11 protein-coding genes and 1 pseudogene are annotated in these 17,835 nt (G+C 60.7%); 3 read left to right on the forward strand and 9 right to left on the reverse strand.

Annotated elements, in window-relative coordinates:
• The 3 genes and pseudogenes from AAFM31_RS16900 to AAFM31_RS16910 all read right to left on the reverse strand — a co-directional run.
• Nucleotides 1-268 (reverse strand): annotated as a pseudogene (locus tag AAFM31_RS16900) (fructose-bisphosphatase class I); the annotation flags it as partial.
• Nucleotides 269-418: 150 nt separating this feature from the next.
• Nucleotides 419-2,197: an acyl-CoA dehydrogenase C-terminal domain-containing protein gene (locus tag AAFM31_RS16905; protein WP_341709069.1), complete on the reverse strand. Its 1,779-nt coding sequence runs from the start codon at nt 2,195-2,197 to the stop codon at nt 419-421.
• A 216-nt stretch (nt 2,198-2,413) separates the two neighbouring features.
• Nucleotides 2,414-4,204, reverse strand: coding sequence for an acyl-CoA dehydrogenase C-terminal domain-containing protein (locus tag AAFM31_RS16910; protein ID WP_341709070.1), 1,791 nt, complete (start codon nt 4,202-4,204; stop codon nt 2,414-2,416).
• A 188-nt stretch (nt 4,205-4,392) separates the two neighbouring features.
• On the opposite strand from AAFM31_RS16910, the gene selO reads away from it, so the two are divergent.
• Both selO and AAFM31_RS16920 read left to right on the forward strand, forming a co-directional pair.
• Entirely contained in the window at nt 4,393-5,817 is a 1,425-nt protein-coding gene (gene selO / locus AAFM31_RS16915) for a protein adenylyltransferase SelO (protein WP_341709071.1), read from the forward strand.
• Nucleotides 5,818-5,960: 143 nt separating this feature from the next.
• Nucleotides 5,961-7,748, forward strand: a complete 1,788-nt coding sequence (locus AAFM31_RS16920; RefSeq protein ID WP_341709072.1) for an SLC13 family permease — start codon at nt 5,961-5,963, stop codon at nt 7,746-7,748.
• A gap of 48 nt (nt 7,749-7,796) precedes the next feature.
• Here the strand turns inward: AAFM31_RS16920 and AAFM31_RS16925 are convergent, their stop codons facing one another.
• The 6 genes from AAFM31_RS16925 to AAFM31_RS17735 form a co-directional block, all read right to left on the reverse strand.
• Nucleotides 7,797-9,071: a bifunctional O-acetylhomoserine aminocarboxypropyltransferase/cysteine synthase gene (locus AAFM31_RS16925; protein WP_341709073.1), complete on the reverse strand. Its 1,275-nt coding sequence runs from the start codon at nt 9,069-9,071 to the stop codon at nt 7,797-7,799.
• A gap of 77 nt (nt 9,072-9,148) precedes the next feature.
• A complete protein-coding gene (locus tag AAFM31_RS16930; protein WP_341709074.1) occupies nt 9,149-9,919 on the reverse strand; it encodes a ParA family protein in 771 nt (256 codons plus the stop codon).
• Between the two features lie 55 nt (nt 9,920-9,974).
• Entirely contained in the window at nt 9,975-11,057 is a 1,083-nt protein-coding gene (gene hemE, locus AAFM31_RS16935; protein ID WP_341709075.1) for a uroporphyrinogen decarboxylase, read from the reverse strand.
• A 114-nt stretch (nt 11,058-11,171) separates the two neighbouring features.
• The gene (locus AAFM31_RS16940; RefSeq protein WP_341709076.1) at nt 11,172-12,590 is read right to left on the reverse strand and encodes an FAD-dependent oxidoreductase; all 1,419 of its coding nucleotides are present in this window, start codon (nt 12,588-12,590) and stop codon (nt 11,172-11,174) included.
• 109 nt (nt 12,591-12,699) lie between these two features.
• A complete protein-coding gene (gltB, locus tag AAFM31_RS16945) occupies nt 12,700-17,151 on the reverse strand; it encodes a glutamate synthase large subunit (protein WP_341709077.1) in 4,452 nt (1,483 codons plus the stop codon).
• A gap of 269 nt (nt 17,152-17,420) precedes the next feature.
• Entirely contained in the window at nt 17,421-17,657 is a 237-nt protein-coding gene (locus AAFM31_RS17735) for an SPOR domain-containing protein (protein ID WP_371833052.1), read from the reverse strand.
• Here AAFM31_RS17735 and AAFM31_RS16950 point away from each other — a divergent pair.
• Nucleotides 17,645-17,835: hypothetical protein (locus AAFM31_RS16950; protein WP_341709078.1), on the forward strand; the 191-nt coding region annotated here is incomplete at its 3' end. The genes AAFM31_RS17735 and AAFM31_RS16950 overlap by 13 nt on opposite strands.

Genomic DNA, 17,835 nt, shown 5'->3' on the forward strand with positions numbered 1-17,835 from the left:
CGGACGCCATGCCGGCCAGGTGGCCGCCCCACTCGTTGGCTTCGAGCAGGATCTCATTGGAGATCACGTCCAGCTTCTTCTGCACCTCACCCTGCACGTTCTCGGTGCCCATGCTGCCCAGCACACCACCAAGGGCGCCCTTGGACACGGCATGGCTGATTTCCTTACAGGCGCGCGCCACCACCTCGATGAGGAAACGCAGGTCGGCGGGGGTGTTGTGACTGCGCGTCTGTTCGATCAGGTAGCGGCTGAGAGATACACGGGACATGAGCAAGCTCCGGAGAGAAAAGTAAAATCGCGCACAGTTTACCCGCTCCGGGAGCGCTTCGCCTCCTGAATACTCCCGAGCGGCGGCAACAATGGCGCGCAGACACAAAAAAGCCCCGCCGAAGCGGGGCTTTTTACTGCACCGTCAGACTCAGAACTGCGCTTCGTCGAGCAGGTACAGCGACTCGCTACCAGCCTTGACCGACGCAGTCAGCGAGTGGATACGCGGCAGCAGGCGCGCGAAGTAGAAACGCGCGGTGCCCAGCTTGCTCACGTAGAACTCGTCTTCAGCCTGCTTGGCCAGCGCGGTACGTGCCATCAGTGCCCACATGTAGGCATAGGCGGTGTAACCGAAAGCCTGCAGGTACTCGACCGAGGCAGCGCCGATTTCGTTCGGGTTGTTCTTCGAGTGCTCGATAACCCAGGCAGTCAGCTCGTCGAGGTTGCCGATGGCAGCCTCCAGCGGGCCGGTGAACTCGCCCAAAGAGGCATCAGCGCTGGCGATGAAGGCTTTGACTTCGTCGCTGAAGTGCTTGTAGAACGCGCCACCGCTACCAACGATCTTACGGCCCATCAGGTCCAGAGACTGGATACCGTTGGTGCCTTCGTAGATCTGGGTGATGCGGCAGTCACGAATCAGCTGCTCTTGGCCCCACTCACGGATAAAGCCGTGGCCACCAAAGATTTGCTGACCGTGAACGGTCGTTTCCAGACCCATATCGGTCAGGAACGCCTTGGCTACCGGCGTCAGCAGAGCAACTAGCTCCTGGGCACGGGCGCGGGTTTCCTTGTCTTCGCTGTACTTGGCGGTATCCAGCTGCATGGCAACATAGCTGGAGAACGCACGACCACCTTCGTTCAGCGCCTTCATGGTCAGCAGCATGCGACGTACGTCGGGGTGAACGATGATCGGGTCAGCAGCCTTGTCCTTGTTGACCGGGCCGGTCGGCGCGCGGCTCTGGATACGATCGCGGGCGTACTCGATCGCATTCTGGTAGGAACGCTCACCCAGCGACAGACCCTGAATACCTACGCCCAGACGCTCGTAGTTCATCATGGTGAACATCGCGTTGAGGCCCTTGTTCGGCTGGTCAACGATCCAGCCGGTAGCGCCGTCGAAGTTCATGACGCAGGTAGCAGACGCCTTGATGCCCATCTTGTGTTCGATGGAGCCGCAGGACAGGGAGTTCTTCTCGCCCAGCGAGCCGTCGTCATTGACCATGACCTTGGGCACCAGGAACAGGGAGATACCCTTCGGGCCGGCCGGTGCATCGGGCAGCTTGGCCAGTACCAGGTGAATGATGTTCTCGGTCAGATCGTGCTCACCGCCAGTGATGAAGATCTTGGTACCGCTGATCTTGTAACTGCCGTCGGCTTGCGGCTCGGCCTTGGTGCGAATGATGCCAAGGTCGGTACCGGCATGCGGCTCGGTCAGACACATGGAGCCGGCCCAGGTACCGGAGTACATGTTCGGCAGGTACTTTTCTTTCAGCTCTTCGCTGGCGTGGTTGAGGATCGACAGGCAGGCGCCGGAGGTCAGCATCGGATACAGGCCGAAAGACAGGTTGGCGGAGTTGACCATTTCTTCAACCTGCGCACCAATCACCTTCGGCATGCCCATGCCACCGAACTCGGGAGCACCACCCACGCCAACCCAGCCGCCTTCGGCGTAGGTGCGATAGGCTTCCGGGAAACCGGCCGGAGTGGTCACGACGCCGTCATTCCAGGAGCAACCTTCTTCGTCGCCAGAGCGGTTCAGCGGTGCAACCACACCACCGGTTACCTTGCCGGCTTCTTCCAGGATGGCTACAGCGGTCTCTTCGTCCACCACTTCAGCCAGGCCCGGCAGTTGTGCCCAGAGCTTGGAAACCTCAAAAACTTCATTGAGAACGAAGCGCATGTCGCGCAGGGGAGCTTTATAGTCAGCCATGGATATCTCCTCGTGGTTCGGTGCCGGTTAAGACCGGCGCAGGCGGGAGATTGTATATCGGCAACAAAAAAACCTATAGCGTCTTTTTATGACTTTTTATTATTGATTGGTCACCATAAACAACATTACTTGCAACAGGGTCAGACTCTACACCGTCTCGCAGGCAATAAAAAACCCCGGCATGGCCGGGGCTTTTTCGTCAGACCACCAAGACGATCAGAACTGCTCGACAGCGATGTCCATCAGGCTGGATGCACCGGCAGTCAGCGCTTCGGCGTGAGCCTGAGCGCGCGGCAGCAGACGCTGATAGAAGAACGCCTGAGTTGCCAGCTTGCCCTTATAGAAGTCGACTTCAGTACTGCCAGCTTCCAGCTTCGCCTGAGCAACGCGCGCCATCTTCAGCCAGAAATAGGCGTGAACGACATAGCCGGAGAACGCCAGGTAATCGACGGCAGCGGCACCCACTTCTTCCGGGTTCTGCATGGCTTTCATACCAACGGAGGTAGTCAGCTCGCCCCACTGAGCGTTCAGCTGGGCCAGCTTCTTGGCGTACTCACCGAAGGTCGCATCGCCTTCCACTTCCTTGCACAGCAGGTGAACCTGCTTGGTGAAGGTCTTCAGCAGCTTGCCCTGGCTACCTAGAACCTTGCGACCCAGCAGGTCGAGGGCCTGGATACCGTTAGTACCTTCGTAAATCGGAGCGATACGGCAGTCACGAACCTGCTGCTCCTGCCCCCACTCACGGATGAAGCCGTGACCACCGAATACCTGCTGACCCAGCAGCGTGGCTTCCAGGCCGGTGTCGGTCATGAAGGCCTTGCAGATCGGCGTCAGGAACGCCAGCTGGGCTTCAGCGTCAGCGCGGGCTTCTTCATCGGCGGCGTAGTGTGCCTGATCCAGCAGGCTGGCAGTGTGGTAGGCCAGCGCGCGGTTACCTTCGTTGAACGCCTTCATGGTCAGCAGCATGCGACGTACGTCCGGATGAACGATGATCGGGTCAGCCGCCTTCTCAGGAGCAGCCGGACCTTTCAGCGAACGCATCTGCAGGCGGTCTTTAGCGTAAGCCAAAGCGGACTGGTAGGACGCTTCACCGTGACACAGACCCTGCATGCCGGTACCCAGGCGCGCGTGGTTCATCATGGTGAACATGCAGTTCAGGCCCTTGTTGATGTCGCCGATCAGGAAGCCGGTTGCATCGTCAAAGTTCATCACACAGGTGGCGGACGCCTTAATACCCATCTTGTGCTCCAGGGAGCCACAGATCAGGCTGTTGCGCTCACCGACTTCACCGCTTGCGTCCGGCAGGAACTTCGGCACGATGAACAGCGAAATGCCCTTGGTACCGGCAGGTGCATCGGGCAGCTTGGCCAGCACCAGATGGACGATGTTCTCGGCCATGTCGTGCTCGCCGCAGGAAATGAAGATCTTGGTACCGGTGACCTTGTAGCTACCGTCAGCCTGCGGTACGGCGCGGGTCTTGATCAGACCCAGGTCGGTGCCGCAATGCGGTTCGGTCAGACACATGGTGCCGGTCCAGGTGCCGGGGGTCAGCTTGCTCAGGTACAGATCTTTCTGTTCCTTGGTGCCGTGTGCAGCGATCGCAGCGGCGCAGCCGTGGGACAGGCCCGGGTACATGCTGAACGAGTAGTTTGCGGAAGCGACCATCTCGGCAATGATCAGACCCAGCGAGGACGGCAGGCCCTGTCCGCCGTACTCCGGCGAGGACGTCATGGAGCCCCAGCCGTTTTCGCAGTAGGCCTGGTAGGCTTCCTTGAAGCCCTTTGGCGTGGTGACCACACCGTTTTCGATGTGACAGCCTTCTTCATCACCGGTGCGGTTCAGCGGCGACAGCACCTGGTTGGTGAACTTGGCACCCTCTTCGAGAATGGCGCTGACCAGATCCGGGGTGGCGTCTTCCAGACCGTACGCAGCATAGCTGCCGGTCATGTCCAGCAGCTCGTCCATGACGAAGCGCATATCGCGCAAGGGGGCGTTATATTCAGGCATGTTGACTCTCCAAAGGGCAGCCAGGCACACCTGGCAGCATGGTTTCATACAGGTGTTTGAACACTAGGGACGCGCGCCTCTGTGGTCAAGGTTTTGGCCCGTCCATTACCCCGCCTGATGGAGAGCCATAACACCAGCGGCATCCTGCTGTAGCATAGCGACTGCACTCATTGATCCGGGAACCCGCCGTGTCCACTCTGGCTAATCTGCAGTTCGACAACCGTTTCGCCGCACTGGGAGACACCTTCTCCAGCAAGGTGCTGCCCGACCCGCTGCACAATCCGCGACTGGTCGTGTGCAGCGAGGATGCGCTGCAACTGCTCGACCTTGACCCGGGCGAGGCCGCCGACCCGTTGTTCACCGAGCTGTTTTCCGGCCACAAACTGTGGAGCACTGCCGCACCACGGGCAATGGTTTACTCCGGTCATCAGTTCGGTGCCTACAACCCGCAGCTTGGCGATGGCCGCGGCCTGCTGCTCGGAGAAGTGGTCAACCAGGCCGGCGAGCACTGGGACCTGCACCTCAAGGGCGCCGGCAGCACGCCCTACTCACGCATGGGCGACGGCCGCGCCGTCCTGCGCTCGTCGATCCGCGAGTTCCTCGCCAGCGAGGCGCTGCATGCGCTTGGCATCCCGACCAGCCGCGCCCTGTGCGTGACCGTCGGCGACAATCCGGTCTACCGCGAACGCGAGGAACGCGGCGCCATGCTACTGCGCCTGGCGCGCTCGCACATTCGCTTCGGCCACTTCGAGTACTTCTATTACACCCGCAGGCACGATGAGCTGCGCCAGTTGCTGGATTTCACCCTCGACACCTGTTTCCCTGACTGCCGCAACCAGCCGCAACCAGAATTGGCCATGTTTCGCAGCGTGCTGCAGCGTACCGCCAAGATGGTCGCTCACTGGCAGGCTTCGGGCTTCTGTCACGGGGTGATGAACACCGACAATATGTCGATCCTCGGCATTACCTTCGACTTCGGCCCCTACGCTTTCCTCGACGCCTTCGACGCCCACCACGTCTGCAATCACTCCGACCACGAGGGGCGTTACGCCTTCCACCGCCAGCCAGTGATCGCCCAGTGGAATGTCGCCTGTCTGGCGCAAGCGCTGACCCCCTTTATCGCCGTCGATACGCTCAAGGAAGCGCTGGCGCAGTTCATGCCGACCTTCGAGCAGCATTATCTTGCTTTGATGCGCCGCCGCCTGGGCTGGGGCGACGCCCGCCCGGAGGACGCCGAGCAACTGGACGCCCTGCTGCAGCTGATGCAGGCCAGCGGCGCTGACTATCACCTGACCCTGCGTAAGCTGGCAGAGAACAACCCGCTGGTTCGCGATCACTTCATCGACCGCGACGCCTTCGACCGCTGGCAACGTGAGCACCAGCAGCGCTGCCAGGCCAGCTCGACCGAGCGCCAGGCCGCCAACCCGCTATATGTGCTGCGTAACTATCTCGCGCAGAACGCCATCGCTGCAGCAGAACAGGGTGAGTTCGACGAGGTCCGCCGCCTGCACCACATACTGCGCCGACCATTCGACGTGCAGCCCGGAGCCGATGGGTACGCCGCGATGCCTCCGGACTGGGGCAGACATCTGGAAATCAGCTGTTCCTCCTGAATCTCAGGTCGACATCGCTTATTCCTCACAAGCATATAAAAATCAGTTTTTGTACTTGGACAAATATAGCGCCGCCTCTTAATGTGACGCCCAGCCTGGGTCCGTGTGTGGACTCGATACCTCACGAGAGAGTTCGGTAACCGATGAGCTGGGATTCGCTGCCACTGATTGGCGTGGCACTTCTGCTGTGCTGGGTTTTCTACGCCTTTGCGCGGGAAAAGTTCAGCCCTGATGTGGTCGTCGGTATCGCCGTTGCAGTACTGCTGGTCAGCCAATTGCTGACGCCCACCGAGGTGCTTGGCGTGCTGTCCAACAGTGCCCCCATCACCATCGCCTGCATGTTCATCCTGTCTGCCGCGCTGGAACGCACCGGTTGTGTAGAGACGCTGGGCAACTGGCTGTCACACATGGGCGGCGGCAGCCAGTGGCGCACCCTGTTCAGCCTGATGATGACCGCCCTGCTGCTGTCCACCTTCATCAACAATACTCCGGTGGTCGCCATCCTCACGCCGGTCGCCATCGCGCTGGCTACAAGCGTCGGCAGCAAACCCTCGAAGATGCTGATCCCGCTGTCCTACGCGACCATCTTCGGCGGTACCATGACCATGATCGGCACCTCGACCAACATTCTGGTCGACGGCGTGGCCCGGCAGATGGGTATGGAGCCGTTCGGCATGTTCGAGATCACCCTGCCCGGCCTGATCCTCGCGGGCATCGGCATGGCCTTCGTGCTGCTGATTGGTCACCGTCTGCTGCCCGAGCGCGAGAGCCTGTCGCGTCAGTTGCGCCCGGATCAGTCCCGCACCTTCATGACCGAACTGCTGGTGCCGCACGACTCGCCGGTGATCGGTCAGACTATCAGCCAGGCCAACCTCAACGGCAACAGCGGCATCCGCGTGCTGAAAATCTTCCGTGGCGACGATGAACTGTCGACGCCGCTCAACGATACCCGGCTGCTGGCCGGTGATCGATTGGTCCTGCACGCTGGCATGCGCGACTTCGTCGAACTGCGCCACAACGGCCTGCTGGCGATCAATCGTCCTGACAGTTTCGAGACCATTTCGACCCGTGACGTGATGTTGGCCGAGGCCATCGTCGGCCGCAACTCGCGCTACAGCCACCGCCCCATGCGCGACCTCAACCTGACCGCGCGCTACGGAATCCACGTGCTGGCGGTGCATCGCCACAACGAGAACATCCAGGACAACCTGGACGACTTCGAACTGCAGTTCGGCGACGTCATGCTGGTGGAAGGCACGCCGGCGCAGATCAAGAAGTTCGCCGACAACGGCGAGCTGATCAGCCTCAACTCGGTTCAGGAACGCGCCTACCGCCGTGACAAGGCGCCGATTGCCATCGCTGCCGTACTGGCCGTAATGGTGCTGGCGGCGCTCAAGGTCATGCCCATCGAAGGGCTGGCGATGATCGCTGCCGCGCTGGTGGTGGCGACCGGCTGCCTAGATACCGAAGACGCCTACAAGGCGATCGACTGGCGCATCCTGACGCTGATCTTCGGCATGCTCGCGATCAGCATCGCGATGAACAAGGTCGGGCTGGTCGATACCGTAGTCAGCCACGTGATGACCCTGTCGCCACTGCTCGGGCCGCTGTTCATGCTGTCGTTCATCTACCTGCTGACCTCGATCCTCACCGAGGTCGTCAGCAATAACGCTGTGGCGGTGCTGGTCACCCCGATTGCGATTGGCGTCGCCCATCAGCTCGGCGCCGATCCGCGTCCGTTTGTGGTCGCGGTGATGTTTGCCGCCAGCGCCAGTTTCGCCACCCCGATTGGCTATCAGACCAACACCTTCGTCTACAGCGCCGGTGGCTACCGCTTCTCGGACTTCATGCGTATCGGCGTGCCGCTAAACCTGATCATGTGGGCGGCCGGTTCGCTGATCATTCCGCTGATTTGGCCACTGTTCCCCTGAGCACAAAAAAGGCACCCCGCGGGGTGCCTTTTTCATTCCAGGCGAGCCTTAGCGCGAGGCCTCCAGCGCCTGCGACAGGTCAGCCAGAATGTCGTCGATATGTTCGATACCAATCGACAGCCGCACCATGTCGCGCGGCACGCCAGCCTTGGCCAGCTCTTCGTCATTGAGCTGACGGTGAGTGGTCGAGGCCGGGTGACAGGCCAGTGACTTGGCGTCGCCAATGTTGACCAGCCGCACCACCAGGTTCAGCGCATCGATAAAGCGCGCGCCGGCCTCCTGCCCGCCCTTGATCCCGAACGACAGTACCGACGCCGGCTTGCCGCCCATGTAGCGTTTGGCGAGTGCGTGCTCGGGATGGTCTTCCAGCCCGGCGTACTGCACCCAGGCGACCTGCGGATGATTCTGCAGGAACGCCGCCACCGCCATCGCGTTGTCGCAATGGCGCTCCATGCGCAGCGCCAGGGTTTCCAGCCCCTGCAGGATCATGAAAGCGTTAAACGGTGACAGCGCCGCGCCCATGTTGCGCAGCGGCACCACGCGGCAGCGACCGATAAAGGCCGCCGGGCCAAAGGCCTCGGTGTAGACCACGCCGTGGTAGGACGGATCGGCGGTGTTGAGCAGCGGGAAACGTTCCGCGTTCTCGGCCCAGGGGAAGCAGCCGCCATCGACCACGATACCGCCCAGAGTGGTGCCATGACCGCCCATGTACTTGGTCAGCGAGTGCACGACGATATCCGCGCCGTGCTCAAACGGACGGCATAACGCCGGGGTTGCGACCGTGTTGTCGACGATCAGCGGCACGCCGTGGCGATGGGCCGCTTCAGCCAGCGCCTGAATGTCGATAACGTTACCAGAGGGGTTGCCGATCGATTCGCAAAACACCGCCTTGGTACGCGCATCAATCAGGCTTTCCAGCGCGGCGATGTCGTCATGCGCGGCGAAGCGCGTCTCGATGCCCTGACGCGGCAGGGTGTGGGCAAACAGGTTGTAGGTGCCGCCATAGAGTTTGGCGACAGAGACGATGTTGTCTCCGGCCTCGGCCAGGGTCTGAATTGCGTAGGTGATGGCCGCCATGCCGGAGGCCACGGCGAGCGCACCGACACCGCCTTCCAGCGCAGCGACCCGCTGCTCCAGCACATCGTTAGTCGGGTTCATGATGCGGCTGTAGATGTTGCCCGGCACCTTCAGGTCGAAAAGGTCAGCCCCATGCTGAGTGTTGTCAAAGGCGTAGGAGGTGGTCTGGTAGATCGGCACGGCAACCGCGTGCGTCGTCGGGTCGGGGGTGTAACCGGCGTGAATGGCAAGCGTTTCGAGCTTCATGGCGCTGTCCTTGTTATTGAAGTCCAGCGCCGAGCATGCAGAAGGAAACCCGGTCGGTCAATCTAACCGGGCGCGACCTATTGACTCTCGATGTGGTCGTGCAGCGCCATGAACTGCTGGGTCAACTTGTGCCGACCGTCGAGGAAGATGAGCGGCGTTGCCGCCTCATGAGATTCGCGCATGCGCACCGAGCTGTTCAAATGTACCGGCAGCACCGGCAGACCCTCGGCAATCAGTTCGTCGAGCATTTTCTGTGGCAATGCTGCGCGCGGCTGGAACTGGTTAACGACGATGCCCTCGACCGCCAGATCCTCGTTGTGCTCGTCGCGCACATCTTCCAGCTCGCTGAGCAGGCCATACAGCGCCTGCCGGGAGAAGCTGTCACAGTCGAACGGGATCAGCACCCGGTCCGAGGCAATCAGCGCCGACATGGTGTAGAAATTGAACGCCGGAGCGGTGTCGATGTAGATCCGCTCGTAGTTATCCTTCAGATCGTTCAGCAGCTTGCGCAGCTTCTGGATCTTGTAACGCGATTCGAGTTTGTGCTGAAGCTCAGCCAGCTCGGGGCTGGCTGGCATCAGCCAAAGGTTTTCGAACGGTGTTTCGGTAACAAAGTTCTCGGCCTTCTTGCTGAACAGGCCGCTGGACAGGGTCTGGGCAAAGAAGTCGGCGATGGTGACATCAACGTCCGACATCCGCTCACCCAGCAGGTAATGGCTGGAGTTGGCCTGCGGATCCAGATCAATCACCAAGGTCTTGTAACCGGCCGCGGCGCTGACCGCGGCAAGGTTACAGGCGATGCTGGATTTACCGACCCCACCCTTCTGGTTGAACACTACCCTGCGCATACGCCTTCTCCTTGTTCAGTCGCTTCCGTCGTGCGCCATCTTGGCGCAGGAATCGTCAGACCACGATAGCATTCGGATCGTGATAGATCGCTGACAATTCGTGTACCGCCTCGATAAATGCGCCCGCGTGAGCCGGGTCGACCTCCGGCGTAATGCCGTGGCCCAGGTTGAACACATGACCGCTGCCCTTGCCGTAGCTGGCCAGGATACGCGCCACTTCAGCACGAATCGCCGCCGGCTTGGCGTACAGTACAGTCGGGTCCATATTCCCCTGCAATGCAACCTTTGCACCAACCCGCGAGCGGGCCACACCAATGTCCATGGTCCAGTCCAGACCGAGTGCGTCGGCACCAGCGTCAGCAATGCTTTCCAGCCACAGACCGCCGTTCTTGGTGAACAGAATGACCGGAATCTTGCGACCGTCATGCTCGCGAATCAGACCGGAAACGATCTTGCGCATGTAAGCCAGCGAGAACTTCTGGTAGGCATCGGCCGACAGGTTGCCACCCCAGGTATCGAAAATCTGCACCGCCTGGGCACCGGCCAGAATCTGGCCGTTCAGGTAGCTGGTCACTGACTGGGCCAGCTTGTCGAGCAACAGGTGCATGGCCTCGGGCTGGTCGTAAAGCATTGCCTTGGTCTTGCGGAAGTCCTTGGAGGAGCCACCCTCAACCATGTAGGTCGCCAGCGTCCAGGGGCTGCCGGAGAAGCCGATCAGCGGAACACGGCCGTTCAGCTCGCGGCGAATGGTGCGCACCGCATCCATCACATAGCCCAGGTCTTTCTCCGGATCGGGAATCGGCAGCGCCTCGATATCGGCCAAGCTGTTGATCACCTTGCGAAAGCGCGGGCCCTCGCCGGTCTCAAAGTACAGGCCCTGGCCCATGGCATCAGGGATGGTCAGGATGTCGGAGAACAGAATGGCCGCGTCGAGCGGGTAGCGATCCAGCGGCTGCAGGGTCACTTCGCAGGCCATCTCCGGATTCATGCACAGCCCCATGAAATCACCGGCTCTTGCACGCGAGGCGCGATACTCCGGCAGATAGCGGCCAGCCTGGCGCATCATCCACACAGGGGTGACATCTACCGGCTGACGCATCAGCGCGCGCAGGAAACGATCATTCTTGAGTTCGGTCATGGGGGCACATCCAGTCGAAAAAGTCAGCGGCCATTGTAGCGGCAATTGGCGGGAAAGATCAGGGCCAGAAACAACAAGGGCGCCCGAAGGCGCCCCTGTATGTGTGACGGGTTGTCACACCTCGAGGAAGTCGAGGATACCCTCGGCAGCCTGACGACCTTCGAAGATCGCCGTCACCACCAGATCGGAGCCGCGCACCATGTCGCCACCGGCAAAGATCTTCGGGTTGCTGGTCTGGAACTTGTACTGACCTTGCTCGGGCGCAATCACGCGGCCCTGACTGTCGGTATCAATGTTCTTGTCAGCGAACCAGTCTGCCGGGCTTGGGCGGAAACCGAAGGCAATAACAACGGCATCAGCCGGCAACACTTCTTCGGAACCCGGAATCGGCTCCGGGCTGCGACGGCCACGGGCATCCGGCTCACCCAGGCGGGTTTCAACCACCTTGACGCCTTCAACCTTGTCTTCACCGACGATGGCGATCGGCTGACGGTTGAACAGGAACTTCACGCCCTCGTCCTTGGCGTTCTTCACTTCCTTGCGCGAGCCCGGCATGTTGGCTTCGTCACGACGGTAGGCGCACGTCACGGCAGTCGCGCCCTGACGGATGGAGGTACGGTTACAGTCCATCGCGGTGTCACCACCACCCAGCACAACCACCTTCTTGCCCTTCATGTCGATAAAGTCGTCAGCCGACTTCTCGAACCCGAGGTTGCGATTGACGTTGGCGATCAGGAAGTCCAGCGCGTCGTAAACACCAGGCAGATCTTCACCCGGGAAGCCGCCCTTCATGTAGGTGTAGGTACCCATGCCCATGAACACGGCGTCGTACTCGGCCAGCAGGTCGTCGATCATGACGTCTTTGCCGATCTCGGTGTTCAGGCGGAACTCGATGCCCATGCCTTCGAATACTTCACGGCGACGGGACAGTACGCTCTTCTCCAGCTTGAACTCCGGAATACCGAAGGTCAGCAGGCCACCGATTTCCGGGTAGCGGTCGAACACCACCGGGCTGACGCCGGCGCGGGCCAGCACGTCAGCACACCCCAGACCGGCCGGGCCGGCACCGATGATGGCAACGCGCTTGCCGGTCGGCACAACACCGGACATGTCCGGGCGCCAGCCCATGGCGAAGGCGGTGTCGGTGATGTACTTCTCGACCGAGCCGATGGTAACTGCACCAAAACCGTCGTTCAGGGTACAGGCACCTTCACACAGACGGTCCTGCGGGCACACGCGGCCGCACACTTCCGGCAGGGTGTTGGTCTGGTGCGACAGCTCGGCGGCTTCGAGGATGTTGCCCTCGGAAACCAGTTTCAGCCAGTTCGGAATGAAGTTGTGCACGGGGCACTTCCACTCGCAGTAGGGGTTGCCACAACCGAGGCAGCGATGCGCCTGCTCGGACGCCGCTTCCGGCTTGAACTGCTCGTGAATCTCGACGAACTGGGTCTTGCGCGCGCGCAGCGGGCGCTTCTTGGGATCTTCACGACCTACATCGATAAACTGGAAGTCGTTGTTCAAACGGTCTGCCATATCTCAACCTCTAAACTGCAGCGGCGGCTTGATCACGCCACTGCAAGACTCATCAGGGCCAGCGGCAGGCTGGGGCGCTCAGCGGCGCGGCAGCCCGCCTGCGGCGGCTTTATTGTGGGTTCGCACGCGTGGTGGTCAGCAGGGCGCGCAGGCTTGCGGCCTTCGGCTTGACCAGCCAGAAGCGGCGGATGTAGTCGTCCAGGTTGTCCAGCACCTCGGCACCCCATGCACTGCCGGTCTCGGCAACATACTCGGTCAGCACCTGGGTCAGGTGACTGCGGTACATTTCCATCGACTCGTTGCTGATGCGGTGCATCTCGACCAGCTCGTGGTTCAGCTTGTCAAAGAAGGTGTTGTCCATATCCAGCACGTAGGCGAAACCGCCAGTCATACCGGCACCGAAGTTATGACCGGTGCTACCCAGCACGCAAACCATACCGCCAGTCATGTACTCACAGCAGTGGTCGCCAGCGCCTTCGATGACCGCGTGCGCACCGGAGTTACGCACTGCGAAGCGCTCACCTGCGACACCCGCTGCAAACAGCTTGCCGCCGGTCGCACCGTACAGACAGGTGTTACCGATGATCGAGGTCTGCTCGGAACGGAACGGGCTGCCCTTCGGCGGCACGATGGTCAGCTTGCCACCGGTCATACCCTTACCAACGTAGTCGTTGGCGTCGCCTTCCAGATACATGTGCAGACCACCGGCGTTCCAGACGCCGAAGCTCTGGCCAGCGGTACCGGTCATGCGGAAAGTGATCGGAGCGGTAACCATACCCTGGTTACCGTGCACCTTGGCGATTTCACCGGATACGCGGGCCCCGATGGAACGGTCACAGTTGGTCAGCGACAGCTCAAACTCACCGCCGGTGCGACCGTCGATGGCGGGACGCGCCATTTCAACCATCTTCTCGGCAGTCAGGCCCTTGTCGAACGGCTCGTTACGCGGCGACTCGCAGAACTGCGGCTTGTCGGCCGGAACGTCCTTGCTGAACAGCAGCGGTTCAAGGTCGAGGTTTTGCTGTTTGGCGGTGTTGCCCGGCAGGATTTCCAGCAGATCGGTACGACCAATCAGCTCCTCCAGACTACGCACACCGAGCTTGGCCAGCCACTCACGAGTTTCCATCGCTACGTAGGTGAAGAAGTTCATCACCATCTGCACGGTGCCGATGTAGTGGTTGTCACGCAGGTGCTGGTTCTGAGTCGCAACACCGGTCGCGCAGTTGTTCAGATGGCAGATACGCAGGTATTTGCAGCCCAGCGCAATCATCGGCGCGGTACCGAAGCCGAAGCTCTCGGCGCCAAGGATGGCTGCCTTGATCACGTCCAGACCGGTCTTCAGGCCACCGTCAGTCTGTACCCGAACCTTGCCACGCAGGTCGTTGCCGCGCAGGGTCTGATGGGCTTCGGACAGGCCCAGTTCCCAGGGCGAACCAGCGTAACGGATAGAGGTCAGCGGCGATGCGCCGGTACCACCGTCGTAACCGGAGATGGTGATCAGGTCAGCGTAAGCCTTGGCCACACCAGCAGCGATAGTGCCCACGCCCGGCTCGGACACCAGCTTGACCGATACCAACGCCTGCGGGTTGACCTGCTTGAGGTCAAAGATCAGCTGCGACAGGTCTTCAATCGAGTAGATATCGTGGTGCGGCGGCGGTGAAATCAGGGTTACACCCGGTACCGCGTAGCGCAGACGAGCGATCAGCTCGTTAACCTTGCCACCCGGCAGCTGGCCACCCTCGCCCGGCTTGGCGCCCTGGGCAACCTTGATCTGCAGAACTTCGGCATTGACCAGGTACTCCGGGGTCACACCGAAGCGGCCGGAAGCAATCTGTTTGATCTTGGAGGTGCGCTCGGTACCGTAACGGGACGGATCTTCGCCACCCTCACCGGAGTTGGAGCGCGCACCCAGACGGTTCATCGCCTCGGCGATGGCCTCGTGCGCCTCTGGGGACAGCGCGCCCAAGGAAATACCGGCAGAGTCAAAGCGCTTGAAGATCGACTCCAGCGGCTCGACGTCATCCAGCGCAATTGCCAGCTGATCATCACGGACCTTGAGTAGGTCACGCAGAGCAGCAACGGGACGGCTGTTTACCAGCGCCGCGTACTCCTGATACTTGTCGTAGCTGTCGCCCTGAACCGCGTCTTGCAAAGCGCGCACAACGTCCGGGTTGTAGGCATGGTACTCGCCGCCAAACACGAACTTGAGCAGACCACCCTGCTGAATGGACTTGCGCGGATTCCAGGCTTCCTTGGCCAGCAGCGCCTGCTCGGACTGCAGGTCCTCGAAACGGGCACCCTGAATACGGCTGGCAACACCCTTGAAGCAGACATCAACCACTTCGTCCGCCAGACCGACCGCTTCGAACAGCTGCGCGCCACGGTATGAAGCGATGGTGGAGATACCCATCTTCGACAGGATCTTCAGCAGGCCCTTGGAGATGCCCTTGCGGTAGTACTTGAAGGTTTCGTACAGGTCGCCAATGACCTCACCGGTACGAATCAGGTCACCCAGCACTTCGTACGCCAGGTACGGGTAAACCGCGGTCGCGCCGAAGCCGATCAATACCGCGTAATGATGCGGGTCACGGGTGGTCGCGGTTTCAACCAGGATGTTGCATTCACAACGCAGGCCGGTGGCGGTCAGGTGATGGTGTACGGCACCCACAGCCAGCGCGGCGTGGACCGGCAGCTTGCCCTGTTCGACGGCGCGGTCGCTCAGCACGATCAGGGTCTTGCCTTCACGTACGGCGGCTTCAGCCTGAGCGGCAATGTCCTTGACCGCATCGCCCAGCAGTGTGCCTTCAGCGACGTTCAGGTCAATCACGTGGCGTGCAAAACCGGGACGCTCGTCCAAGTTCATGATGGTGCGCCACTTGGCCGGCGAGATCACCGGCGAGCTGAGAATCGCGCGGTTGGCGTGATCGGCAGTCTCTTCAAAGACATTGCGCTCGGCGCCCAGGCAGGTTTCCAGCGACATGACGATGGCTTCACGCAGCGGATCGATCGCCGGGTTGGTCACCTGGGCGAACTGCTGACGGAAGTAGTCATAGACCGAACGCACACGACCGGACAGCACCGCCATCGGGGTGTCATCGCCCATGGAGCCGACCGCTTCCTGACCGTTTTCAGCCAGTGGGCGCAGCACCTGATCACGCTCTTCGAAGGTGACCTGGAACATCTTCATGTACTGCTTCAGACGCTCGGCCGAAAGGAAGTCGGAGCCGTGGTCGCGATCATCCAGCGTAGCCTGGATACGCAGCGCGTTTTCCTTCAGCCACTTGCGGTACGGATGACGGGACTTAAGACGATTTGCCACATCATCCGTGTGCAGTACTTCGCCAGTCTGGGTATCGACGGCCAGAATCTGACCCGGGCCAACACGGCCCTTGCTGACCACGTCCTCGGGCTGGTAATCCCAGACGCCGATTTCAGAAGCCAGGGTAATGTAGCCGTTTTTGGTGATGACATAACGTGCCGGGCGCAGGCCGTTACGGTCGAGCAGACAGACCGCGTAGCGACCTTCGGTCAGTACGATACCGGCCGGACCGTCCCAGGCTTCCATGTGCATGGAGTTGTATTCGTAGAACGCACGCAGGTCGGCGTCCATGGTTTCCACGTTCTGCCACGCTGGCGGAACAACCATGCGAATGGCGCGGAACAGATCCATACCGCCGCAGATCAGCAGCTCCAACATGTTGTCCATGCTGGAGGAGTCTGAGCCGGTGGTGTTAACCAGCGGTGCCAGGCTATCCAGATCGGGCATCAGGTCGTTGGTGAACTTGTGGCGACGTGCCTGGGCCCAGTTACGGTTGGCAGTGATGGTGTTGATTTCACCATTGTGGGCAACCAGACGGAACGGCTGCGCCAACGGCCACTTCGGCAGGGTGTTGGTAGAGAAGCGCTGGTGGAAGACGCTGATCGCGGTTTCCATGCGAGCGTCACCCAGATCCGGATAGAACTTGTCCAGATCGGCCGGCATCATCAGGCCCTTATAGGAAACGACCTTGTGCGACAGGCTGCAAACGTAGAAGTTGCTGTCCGCCTGCATCGCGATTTCCGCCTTGCGACGCACGTAGAACAGCTTGACGGCAAACTGCTGCTCGTCCAAGCCTTCACCGGAAACAAACAGCTGCTCGATGCGCGGCATGCTGCTCAGCGCCAGCGGGCCAAGAACCGACGGATCGACCGGCACTTCACGCCAGCCGAGACCGGTCAGGCCTTGATCAGCCAAAGCGTCAGCAAACGCCTGCTTGGCCGCAGAGCTCGCTGCCTCATCGGTGCCCATAAACACCATACCGACGGCGTACTGCTCCGGGAGCTCGATTGCCAACGTCTCGCGGGCGACTTCACGCAGAAAACGATCCGGCTTTTGAATGAGCAGACCGCAACCATCACCGGTCTTACCGTCGGCATTGATGCCGCCACGGTGGGTCATGCATGTCAGTGCTTCGATCGCCGTCTGCAGCAGGTGATGACTGGGCTGGCCTTCCATATGGGCAATCAAGCCGAAGCCACAGTTATCCTTGAACTGATCAGGCTGGTATAGACCTGCTTTCATAGGCACTCTCTCAACAAGCTAGTAAATTCGGGCGCGTGAGGCTCCAGACCACGGAGAATTCTGGCGCTGCGCCGGACAAAAGGGGAGTAATTGTACACAGCGGCATGCAGCCCCACAATTTTTTTTGGGGGAAAAATGCCGCCTGAGCGTATTCAAATGTCGTAAATAGAAAACTTTGTCGCCCGCTTGGGAGGCGCCAAGAACCCTACATCAACACCACAGAAGACCCGAATAGAGGCCCGTCAGCCTTGCACTAACGGACCATAAACTCAGCGCAAACCGGCCTGAATATCCGCAATACTCCTCGGCCAGGGTTTGCTGTCACGCAAGACTGCAGGCAAAGCAGCGACGCCGGCCTGCGCAGCTTGGCGCGAACTGTAGATCCCTTGGGTCACGACAAACCATGGCGCGCCCTGATGGGTGGTTTCAAAATAGCCCAAATCCTTAACACCCGCATGCTTGGCTATGAAACTGCGAGCGGCATCCTCTGAGCGTGACCCAAGCAACTGAACAACATACTCAGACCCCGAGCGAGCACGATACCAATCACTGCGATGCGCCCCACCGGAAGCCGCGAGGGAAGAAGCCGGCTGAACCACCGGCTGCTCACGAACCTCTGACTCCGCTGAAGGTGCAGGTGCAGGTGCAGGTGCAGGTGCAGGTGCAGGTGCAGGTGCAGGTGCA

Origin of the sequence: Halopseudomonas sp. (genome assembly GCF_038130085.1) — a bacterium.
Classification (GTDB): Bacteria; Pseudomonadota; Gammaproteobacteria; order Pseudomonadales; family Pseudomonadaceae; genus Halopseudomonas.

Coding starts and splice junctions, on each gene's coding strand:
- AAFM31_RS16905 (WP_341709069.1), bottom strand. CDS start 2,197: ATGGCTGACTATAAAGCTCCCCTGCGCGACATGCGCTTCGTTCTCAAT.
- AAFM31_RS16910 (WP_341709070.1), bottom strand. CDS start 4,204: ATGCCTGAATATAACGCCCCCTTGCGCGATATGCGCTTCGTCATGGAC.
- AAFM31_RS16920 (WP_341709072.1), top strand. CDS start 5,961: ATGAGCTGGGATTCGCTGCCACTGATTGGCGTGGCACTTCTGCTGTGC.
- AAFM31_RS16925 (WP_341709073.1), bottom strand. CDS start 9,071: ATGAAGCTCGAAACGCTTGCCATTCACGCCGGTTACACCCCCGACCCG.
- AAFM31_RS16930 (WP_341709074.1), bottom strand. CDS start 9,919: ATGCGCAGGGTAGTGTTCAACCAGAAGGGTGGGGTCGGTAAATCCAGC.
- hemE (WP_341709075.1), bottom strand. CDS start 11,057: ATGACCGAACTCAAGAATGATCGTTTCCTGCGCGCGCTGATGCGTCAG.
- AAFM31_RS16940 (WP_341709076.1), bottom strand. CDS start 12,590: ATGGCAGACCGTTTGAACAACGACTTCCAGTTTATCGATGTAGGTCGT.
- gltB (WP_341709077.1), bottom strand. CDS start 17,151: ATGAAAGCAGGTCTATACCAGCCTGATCAGTTCAAGGATAACTGTGGC.